Below are 8639 nucleotides of genomic sequence, written 5' to 3' on the forward strand. Positions count from 1 at the left end.
CCCCACGCCCACGCCTTCGCCGACCTCCCCTGGCCCGGAGCCCACCGCGGGAACGGCTGGGCCGACGACCAGCGCGACGGTGGCGGCGATCGCCACCTTGCCGAGTACCCCGCCGACCGACCACGGCGCGGCCTGGGCGATCAGGCCGGCCGCCGCCACCGGCAGCAGGCCGCGCAGCGCCGCGTTGACGTCCACCAGCTCCAGGTACGCGGCCCGGCAGCGCTCGCAGCCGTCCAGGTGCTGCCGCAGCCCGCGCGCCGCCGCCGAGCCCCGGATGAAGGCGCCCAGCTTCCGCGCGTACCGGCGGCACTCCCGCTGGTCGGTGAGCGAGTCGCTGACGTGCGCCTGGAGGTAGGCCTGCCGCAGCCCCTCGCGGGCCCGGAAGGCCAACACGGCGGTGGCGTTCTTCGTCAGCCCCAGGTCACGGCCCACCTCGGCGAGCGACTGCCCCTCCACGGCGGTGCGCCACAGCACCTCGCGCCAGCGCTCCGGCAGACTGGCGAACGCCTCGGCCAGCATGATCCGTTCCGCCCGGTGCAGGGCCTGCGACTCGGCGGAGGGCAGCGGCGCCGGGAGGTGGGGCGGGAGCGACGCGGGGACGCGGCGTCCCGCCGCCATCCGCCGCACCATGGCCAGCAGATAGCCCCGCACCGACGAGCGTGGCCCACCCCCCTCCCGCATCGCCTGGAGCGTGCGAACGAACGCCTCGCCGGTCAGGTCCTCGGCCGCCTGCGGAGTGAGCCCGGCGCCGTGGGCGTACAACCGGACCGGGCCCGAGTGCCGGCGGTACAACTCGGCGAAGGCCGCGCTGTCGCCGCCACGCGCCCGAGCGAGGAGGACGGTGTCGTCGGCCGCGTCATGCGGCCGGTGCTGGTCTGACATGGTGCTCCCCTGTCCCGTTTCCGCCGTCTCACTCGTCACAGTCGTCACCGCCACCCCGGCCGTCAGCTGACCTGCCGGCGCACCAACTCGTGGAAGAGGCCGGTCGGATCGGCCAGCAACGCGGCCGGCGGCCCCTGTTGGACGACCCGGCCCTCGGACATGACGACCACCCGATCCGCGTCCATCACGGTGGAGAGCCGGTGCGCGATCACGATCCGGGTGGCGCGCAGCGCCCTGGTGGCCGCGATGACCGCGCGCTGCGCCTCGTTGTCCAGCGCGCTCGTGGCCTCGTCGAAGAAGAGGATCCGTGGCCTGCGGATGAGGGCCTGAGCGATCATCAGCCGCTGCCGCTGGCCGCCGGAGACGGTGCCGCCGCCGTCCGACAGCATGGTGTGCATGCCCATCGGCATGGCCTTGATGTCCTCGGCGAGGCCCGCGAGCGCGGCCGCCTCCCACGCCTCCTCCAGGGTGTGGGAGCCGGTGCCCCGGATGCAGTCGAGGATGGAGCCGGTGAGCGGCTGCGCGTTCTGCAGCACCACGCCGCACTGCCGGCGCACGGCCGCCCGGTCGAGGGCCGCGAGCTCCTGGCCGTCGTAGCGGACGCTGCCGGTGAGCGGCTGGTCGAAGCCGATGAGCAGCCGAAGCAGCGTGGACTTGCCGCAGCCGCTCGGGCCGACGATCGCCACGAACTCGCCGGGGCGCGCCTCGAAGCTGACGTCGTCGAGGACCAGCGGGGCGCCCTCGGCATAGCGGTAGGAGATGCCGCGGGCCTCGATCCGGCCGCCCAGCGTGGCCGGCCGGGTGCTGGCGCCCGTCACCTCGGGGACCTCGCGGAGGATCGGCCTGACCTTCTCGAACATCGGCAGCACGGCGGCGGCCGACAGCAGCGCGCCGGTCAGCTGGGTGACCGACGACAGCAGCATGGTGACGGCCGTGTGGAAGGTGAGGAACTCGGCGGCCGACATGGAACCCCGGGCCGGTCCCGCGAGCAGCATGAACATCGCGAGCGTGCACAGCGGCAGGCAGAGGGCGTTGAGCACCGTGATGCCGTTGGCGATCCGGCCGGCGCGCTGCTGGAGGTCCCTGGTGCGGGCGAACTCCCGCGCCCAGGCGGCGTAGGCGAAGCTCTCGGCCGCCGCGACCCGGAGCTTGGGAAGGGCCCGCAGCGTCTGGAACGCCTGGTTGTTGAGCCGGTTGCCGATGGTGATCAGCCGTCGCTGGTACCGGAGTTGCCAGAGCCCCAGGGCGAGGAAGACGGCGGCGACCGTGAGCAGCATGGCCAGCGCGGCCAGCGCCAGCGGCACGCTGTAGACCAGCAGCAGCACCAGGTTGGCCACGCCCACGGTGGTCGCCTGCAGGCAGACCGAGCCGATCCCGGACAGGACGCGGCGGATGGCGCTGATCCCCATGGCGGCGCTGGCGAGTTCGCCGGTGGAGCGGTCGGCGAAGAAGGTGGCGGGCAGCCGCAGCAGACGGTCCCAGACGGCGGGTTGCAGGGTGGCCTCGACCCGGCCCTCAAGGCGGAGGATCGCGGTGTTCTGCAGCAGCATGAACACGGCCGAGACGACGCTCAGCGTGATGATCGCCACGCCGGCCTGCACGATGAGGTCGGTCTCGCCCTGCGGGACGTACGCGCCGAGCACCCGGCCCGTCGCGATGGGCACCAGCGCGCCGAGGCCGGCAGCCACCAGGCCGCCGATCGCCAGGTCGCGCAGCTCGGCCCGGGTGCCGCGCAGGCTGAACCGCACCAGCCGGAGCAGGCCGAGCGGGCGGTCGGGCAGCGGGCGGTAGAACATCACGGCGCCGGGTTGGAGTTCGGCCGCGCCGGCCCGGTCGACGGGCTGCCGGTCGCCGGTCTCCGGGTCCACGACGGCGTAGCGGCCGCGGCGCCAGAGCAGGGCGACGGGCGCGCCGTCCGAGGCGCGCCGGCCCACCAGGGGGCCGCTGTTCTCCCGCCACCAGGCGCCGGTCAGCCTGACCTGGCGGGTGCGGACCCGGGAGGCGACGGCGATGGCCTCCACCGGGTCGTCGCCCGGCTCCGTGGCGCCCACCCCGGGCCCGGTGGCCAGGACGACGCCGGCCTCGGCCGCGACCAGCCGGCAGGCGGCGAGCGTGGCGTCGGCGTTGCGGTGAGCCGCGGTGGCCCGGTCGCGGCCGATCGCGGCCAGCAGCGTCTGGTTCGCCTCGGTGCGGGCGGCCTCGCCGGCCTCGATGCCGGCCGCGGTCCGGTCCTCGTGGGCGCGCTCCAACTCGCCGATCCAGCGGTCGAGCACCTCGAGCAGCCGCCGCTGCTGGTCGACCATGCCCTGCCAGACGCCGGGGTCGATCAGCAGCGTGCCGGCCGCGGCCTGGTCGTAGTTGGCACCGTACTGCACGCTGCCCGGCGGGATCGACGGCCACAGCACGTCGTCCTCGGAGCCGCCGAGCGGCGCCTGGTAGAGCACCCGCAGCCCACGGCCCATGCCCTGCGCGAAGGCCTCCTCGAGCGGGCTCGGCCAGCCGCCGCCCGCGTGGTACGCCGCCTCGTACGCCGCGTGGTGCAGCTCGCGCAGCTCAACGCGGTGCAGCCGGCAGCCGGGCAGCGGCCGGGCGATCAGGGTGTGGGACGGGCCCGACACCGGGCCGAGCAGCAGGGTGCCGGCGGCCAGCCGGCCGAGGAAGTGGCGGGGGCCGCGCTGGGCGGCGTCGACGGCGAACAGGTCGAGGGCGCCGTCCGCCACCAGCCACAGCACCAGCGGCCCTTCGAGGGACAGGCCGCCCGTGCCGGCGTGCTGGACCTGGGTGCCGAGCGCGCCGAGCGCGGCAAGCACCGGGTCGGGCGCGGGCGCCGTGCCATCCTGCCGGCCGCCGGTGGCCTCGGGCATGACCGTCACTCAGCGCTCCCTCACCAGTGCGGCGTACGGGCCGCCGGCGGCGAGCAGCCCCTCGTGCCGGCCGCGTTCGACCACGGTGCCGCGGTGCAGCACCAGGATCTCGTCGCTGTCCCGCACGGTGCTCAGCCGGTGGGCGATGACGACGCACGCGCAGCCGCGGCGCCGCAGGTTGTCGATGATGGTCTGCTCGGTGACGGCGTCCAGGGCGCTGGTCACCTCGTCGAGCACCAGCACGCTGGGGCGGCGCACCAGCGCCCTGGCCAGTTCGAGGCGCTGCCGCTGGCCGCCGGAGAAGTTCCGGCCGTCCTGCTCGACGCGGCTGTGGATGCCGCCAGGACGGCGGGCCACCACGTCGTCGTAGACGGCGGCGTCGCGCAGCGCCTCGATGACGGCGTCGTCGGGAATGGACGGGTCCCACAGCGCGACGTTGTCGCGGACCGTGCCCGCGAACAGGAACACGTCCTGGTCGACGAAGGAGACGGAGGCGGCCAGCGCGCCGCGCGGGATCTCGGCGAGCGGCGTGCCGTCGATCCGGATGACGCCGCTCCACGGGGTGTAGAGGCCGGCGAGCAGCCGGGAGACGGTGGACTTGCCGCTGCCCGAGCCGCCCACCAGCGCGACCTGCTGCCCCGGGCCCACGGTGAGCGAGAAGTCCGTCAGCAGCGGCGGGTCGAGCGGGCTGTAGCCGAAGGTCACCCGGTCGAGCTCGACGAGCCCGGTGAGGCGGCGGGTGCTCGGCGCGGGCTCGCGGCGTGCGTAGACCGGGTCAACGGGGAAGTTCTCGACGTCCTTGAGGCGGGCCACGTCGGCGGCGAAGTCCTGGAGCCGTCCCGCCACCCCGTTGAGGCGGGTGATGGGCGCGGTGAAGCTGGTCACCAGGGCCTGGAAGGCGACGAGCAGGCCGACCGTCAGATGCCCCTCGACGGCCCGGAGACCGCCGACGGTCAGGATCAGCGCGCTGTTGAGCGCGGCGAGCGTCGGCGCGACGACGGCCAGCCAGGCGCTCGGCACGCCGAGCCGCTGCTGCACCTCGAGGGTGGCGGCGTGCTGCCCCGCCCAGCGGCGGAAGAAGCCGTCCTCGCCGCCGGTCGCCTTCAGCGTCTCGATGAGGGTGAGGCCGCTGTAGGAGGTGTTGGTGAGCCGGGCGCTGTCGGCCCGCAGCCGCTGGGTGCCGGTCGCGCGCAGCCCGATCACGATCCGCATCGCGACGATGTTCAGCAGCGCGATCAGCACGCCGAGTACCGTGAGGTTCGGGTCGTAGCTCCACAGCAGCACCGCGTAGAGCAGGACCACCACGGCGTCCACGCCGGCGGCCGCCAGGTCGCGGGCCAGCACGTCGGCCACCGTGTCGTTGGACTCCAGGCGCTGCACCAGGTCGGCCGCGTTGCGCTGGGCGTAGAAGCTGACGGGCAGCCGCAGCAGATGGCGCAGGAAGCGGGCGCTGCCGAGGGTGGCGGAGATGACGCGGCCGCGCAGCAGGTTGGCCTGCTGGACGGCGGTGAGCGTGGCGGTGACGGCGAGGGTGGTGGCCATGGCCGCGAACAGAACGCCGAGCTGCGAGGTCTGGTCGCCGATCAGGAACAGGTCGACGTAGGTGCGGCTGAGCGCCGGCACCGTGGCGCCGGCGACCACCAGCAGCAGGCTCGCGAGCGCGATGGCCAGCATGGTCCCCGACATGCCGCGCAGCCGGCCCGGCATGGCCCGCATGATCCCGGGCCGGCGGCCGCCGCGCCGGAAGTCGTCGCCCGGTTCGAGGACCAGCACGACGCCGGTGAAGCTGGTGTCGAACTCGTCGAGCGGCACGAACCGACGGCCCTTGGCGGGGTCGTTGATCCAGGCGCCGCGGCGGCCGAGGCGGCGGCCCATGCCGTCCAGGACGACGTAGTGGTTGAACTCCCAGAACAGGATGGCCGGCGGCCCGACCTCGGCCAGCGCGGCCAGGTCCATCTGCATGCCCTTGGCGGTGAGGCCGTAACGGCGGGCCGCCTTCAGGAGATTGCTGGCCCGCGAGCCGTCCCGGGAGACGCCGCAGGCGATGCGCAGCTCCTCGAGCGGCACGTGGCGGCCGTAGTGGCCGAGGACCATGGCCAGCGCGGCGGCGCCGCACTCCACCGCCTCCATCTGCAGCACCGTGGGCGTGCGGACGGACCTGGCGGCGCGGAGCCGCGGGGTGCGGCGCGGGGCGCGCCGTCGGCGCCGGCTCGCCCGGGCACCGGTCTCGGCGCCGCCGTGCCGGCGGCGGTCGCCGGCGGGCGGGAGTCGGGGGGAGGTGTCCTGTGGGGCGGTCACGGAAGCAGCCAATCGACGGGGCGTTGCTCGGAGAGGCGGATGGTGGCGGTGACGGGCGTCCTGGAGTCGAGGACGAACGGCGGTCCCTCGGCGGACGACCACCGGTAGCCGGACTCGGTGTCCGGCGAGCGCTCGAGCTCGACGACCACCGCCACCGGGTTGCCCTGCTCGGCGAAGGAGGCCGCGAGCTGCGCGTCGCCGAGGAAGCCGGCGAGCTGTTCCGGGGTCTGCGGCGCGCCGCCCACCGCCTGGACGCGGCCCCGCAGCACGCCGAACCGCTCGCGGGGCGCGGACTGGACGTCCAGGTCGACGCGGGCGCCCACGGGGACGGCGGACGCGCTGTCGCCCGGCAGGTAGAGGACGGCGACCAGCGGCTCGTCGCCCTGCGGCGGGTGCTCGAGCGTCGCGACCTCGTCGCCGGCGGTGAGGACCGCGCCCTCCCTGGCGATCAGGGTGGTGACCCGGCCGCCGGCCACCGCCGCCACCTCCTCGTCGCCCTCGTCGGTGGCGACCAGCAGCAGCGGCGCCCCGGGGGTGAGCGAGTCCCCCTCGGCGGCGAGTACTCGGGTGACCTGGCCGGTCACCGGGCTCTCCAGCACATAGCCGCCCTGCGGTCCCGTGAGGACGCCGGGGGCGCTCTGGCTGGCGGAGACGGAGCCGGTGAGGGCCCAGTAGGCGGCGGCCAGCATCACGAGGAAGGTGACGGCGAGGACGAGTCGGCCCTGCGGGCGGGCGAGGCGCACCGGCAGGTCGAGTTCCTCCGGCGACTGCAGTTTGGAGAGCGCTTTTTGGCGAAACTGCACGAGCCGTTCCTTTAGGTGCCTGACTGCCCTGGGGAGTGGCTGACCCGCGGATATCCGAGGAGAGCGGTGGATATCCGCGGGTCAGTGGTGAACCCCGGAAGTGTGGGGTCCGGGGTTCACGGTGTGCGTGCTCTACAGGCCGGCGAGCCCGGTGACGGCACCGGTGTTCGCGTGCACGCCGGTGATGCCGGAGACCTGACCGGTCACCTGGCCGGCGACGCCCTGGACGAAGCCGACGGTCTCCAGGGAGCCCACGGCGTTGGACACATCGCTGGTGAGGGCGCCCACCAGGCCACCGGAGACGGAGACGAGGCCCGCCACACCGCCGGCGACGGCGTCCAGCTCGGTGTCGGCGATCTCACGGGTCTCGAGGTCGTTACGCAAGGCGCGTTTCCCTTCACTCATCATCACTTGAAAATCTGGAATTCGCGGCGATTCACGGCAGTCGCCCGTATGGCGCACGGGCGACGGGCAATGCGTCGGCCGCCATGCTGCCGATTGCCGCCAGCGCGAGGATGAAAGCACGTGCCGCGACGTCCCGGCCAGCGCCGGGCGCCCCAGCCGCCCGCGCGGGCGGGGGCGACGGTCGCGAACGTGCGACATCCTTCGCCAAGTGGGTATGGGATTTTCGCGTAATCGAGTGGCGAGAGCGAGTGGACGCCTCGCGCCGGCGAAGCCTATGGGCGCGTAAGCGCCCTGATCGCCGACATGTCCGACATACTGCGAATTTCGGTCGGATGCCGTCCACTTGTGTGCGAGGCGTGAAGATGCGCAGAAGGGTGTTTGGTGACCGGGCAGAACGGTCCAGGGTTGGCCGGCTGGCGCCGTGCCCGGCCCTGGGCGCCCGACCCGCCTCGGTCGTGATTCCGCGGCCCTGCCACGCGGGTGCCCACCACCCAGGCCACCTCGGCCCCGGAGCCGGTGCCCGTGGCCTGCGCGAAGCCGGCGGGCCGGCCAACCTCCCTGACCCTGATGACCCAGTTGAGCCAGCCGACGTCGGGATCCGGTGCCCCGGCCGTCTGCCGCGCGTAGCGGGCCCGCAGCGGCTCCAGGGCGAGCCGGGCGGTGGCGAGGGGTTGGGCCTTCATCCTGACCATGCAACGATTCTCCTCGGGGCCGGACGCCTACCTCCGGAGGGAGCCACGTCATGACCGTTCCGCCGTTCGAGGCCGTGCTGTGCGATGTCGACGGCGTGCTGCGGCACTGGCCGTCGCTCGACGAGATCGAGCGGGCCAACGGCCTGCCGCTCGGGGCCGTGGCGGCGGTGGCGCTGACGGGGCCGCTGGCCGAGGCGGCGATCACCGGGCGCACCACCGACGAACAGTGGCGGGCGGCCGTCGTCACCGAACTGGCCGCCGCCCACGGCTCGTCGGAGCGCGCCGCGGCGGCCGTCGCGGCCTGGTCGGCGGTGCTGCCGCGGGTCGACGACGAGGTGGTGGCGCTGCTGACCGGGCTGCGCGGCGTGGTTCCGGTGGCGCTGGTGTCCAACGCGACCACCCGCCTGGAGGCCGACCTGGCCAGGCTCGGCCTCGCCGAGGTCGCCGACGCGGTGGTCAACACCAGCGCCCTCGGCTTCGCCAAGCCGGACCTCCGCGTGTACGCGGCCGCCGCCGAGCGGGTGGGCGTGCCGCCCGCGCGCTGTCTGTTCGTCGACGACACCGAGGCCAACGTCGTCGCCGCGCGTGAGGCCGGCATGACCGGCCTCCACTTCCGTACGGCGGCGGACCTGCGCGGCGCGTTGCGCCTGACCGGCGCGGGCTGAGCGGCCCCGCGCCCCGCGGGAGTTGTTCCC

General features: G+C 74.5%; 6 protein-coding genes and 1 pseudogene. 1 reads left to right on the plus strand and 6 read right to left on the minus strand.

All coding sequences use genetic code 11. The annotated features are described in order from the left end of the window. The 6 genes and pseudogenes from E1265_RS29190 to E1265_RS39790 form a co-directional block, all read right to left on the minus strand. Positions 1–882, minus strand: an 882-nt coding sequence (locus tag E1265_RS29190) for a sigma-70 family RNA polymerase sigma factor (protein WP_132933996.1), incomplete at its 3' end; no start/stop codon positions are given. A 62-nt stretch (positions 883–944) separates the two neighbouring features. Beyond that, positions 945–3746, minus strand: a complete 2802-nt coding sequence (locus tag E1265_RS29195) for an NHLP bacteriocin export ABC transporter permease/ATPase subunit (protein ID WP_132934001.1) — start codon at positions 3744–3746, stop codon at positions 945–947. Between the two features lie 9 nt (positions 3747–3755). Next, a complete protein-coding gene (locus E1265_RS29200; RefSeq protein ID WP_132933997.1) occupies positions 3756–6044 on the minus strand; it encodes an NHLP family bacteriocin export ABC transporter peptidase/permease/ATPase subunit in 2289 nt (762 codons plus the stop codon). After that, complete coding sequence (locus E1265_RS29205) at positions 6041–6847, minus strand: HlyD family efflux transporter periplasmic adaptor subunit (RefSeq protein ID WP_132933998.1); 807 nt, start codon at positions 6845–6847, stop codon at positions 6041–6043. The genes E1265_RS29200 and E1265_RS29205 overlap by 4 nt, the downstream gene beginning before the upstream one ends. Positions 6848–6979: 132 nt before the next feature. Beyond that, entirely contained in the window at positions 6980–7231 is a 252-nt protein-coding gene (locus E1265_RS29210; protein WP_132933999.1) for a hypothetical protein, read from the minus strand. Between the two features lie 500 nt (positions 7232–7731). Then, positions 7732–7944, minus strand: a pseudogene (locus tag E1265_RS39790) (GNAT family N-acetyltransferase); the annotation flags it as partial. A gap of 50 nt (positions 7945–7994) precedes the next feature. On the opposite strand from E1265_RS39790, the gene E1265_RS29215 reads away from it, so the two are divergent. Beyond that, on the plus strand, positions 7995–8609 hold the full coding sequence (locus E1265_RS29215; RefSeq protein ID WP_132934000.1) for an HAD-IA family hydrolase: 615 nt from the start codon (positions 7995–7997) through the stop codon (positions 8607–8609). The last annotated feature ends 30 nt before the right edge of the window (positions 8610–8639 follow it).

The organism is Streptomyces sp. 8K308 (assembly GCF_004348315.1).
Taxonomy (GTDB): domain Bacteria; phylum Actinomycetota; class Actinomycetes; order Streptomycetales; family Streptomycetaceae; genus Streptomyces.

Bases quoted from the DNA above. Each gene is read 5' to 3' on its own strand.
- E1265_RS29195 (WP_132934001.1), bottom strand. From the start codon at position 3,746: ATGCCCGAGGCCACCGGCGGCCGGCAGGATGGCACGGCGCCCGCGCCC.
- E1265_RS29215 (WP_132934000.1), top strand. From the start codon at position 7,995: ATGACCGTTCCGCCGTTCGAGGCCGTGCTGTGCGATGTCGACGGCGTG.